Origin of the sequence: Sesame phyllody phytoplasma (assembly GCF_018390775.2) — a bacterium.
Lineage (GTDB): Bacteria > Bacillota_I > Bacilli_A > Acholeplasmatales > Acholeplasmataceae > Phytoplasma > Phytoplasma australasiaticum.
Map to the genome: position 1 here is coordinate 1 of NZ_JAHBAJ020000044.1, position 408 is coordinate 408.

1 protein-coding gene is annotated in these 408 nt (G+C 35.8%); it reads right to left on the minus strand.

Going from position 1 to position 408, the window contains the following annotated elements:
• Positions 1-408, minus strand: a 408-nt coding sequence (locus tag KHD59_RS02430) for a group II intron reverse transcriptase/maturase (protein WP_308699654.1), incomplete at both ends; no start/stop codon positions are given.

A 408-nucleotide genomic window follows, 5' to 3' on the forward strand; every position in this document is an offset into this window, starting at 1 on the left:
CTTCCTTTATTAAGATAAGAAATACCCCAGGTTGAACCAATTTTACATTTCTTTCGAACTTTGGCAATTGACGTTTTCCGTTTCCTTGTCAGTGTTTTCAAACAGCTATATTCCACTAGATAATTTAAATGGGTTAAGACCCCGAGATTGTTAGCTAAACAAAAGTATTGGATAATTCCTCTAACTATTGTTTGATAAGTTCGGATTATTTCTAACTCGTCTCTATCTGCTAATGTTTTGTCATGTCTCACCTTTCCCTCTTTTAACCAATTGTATTCATATCCATATTCTTTCGCTTTCGCCTTGGGAATTTGGATCTGAACTTGCCCATTTAAGGAATTCTTGGTGGCCTTCTCTTGGCGAGTTTTATTAGTAGGGTTGACCTTTACCATGTAGGATAGAAATCTA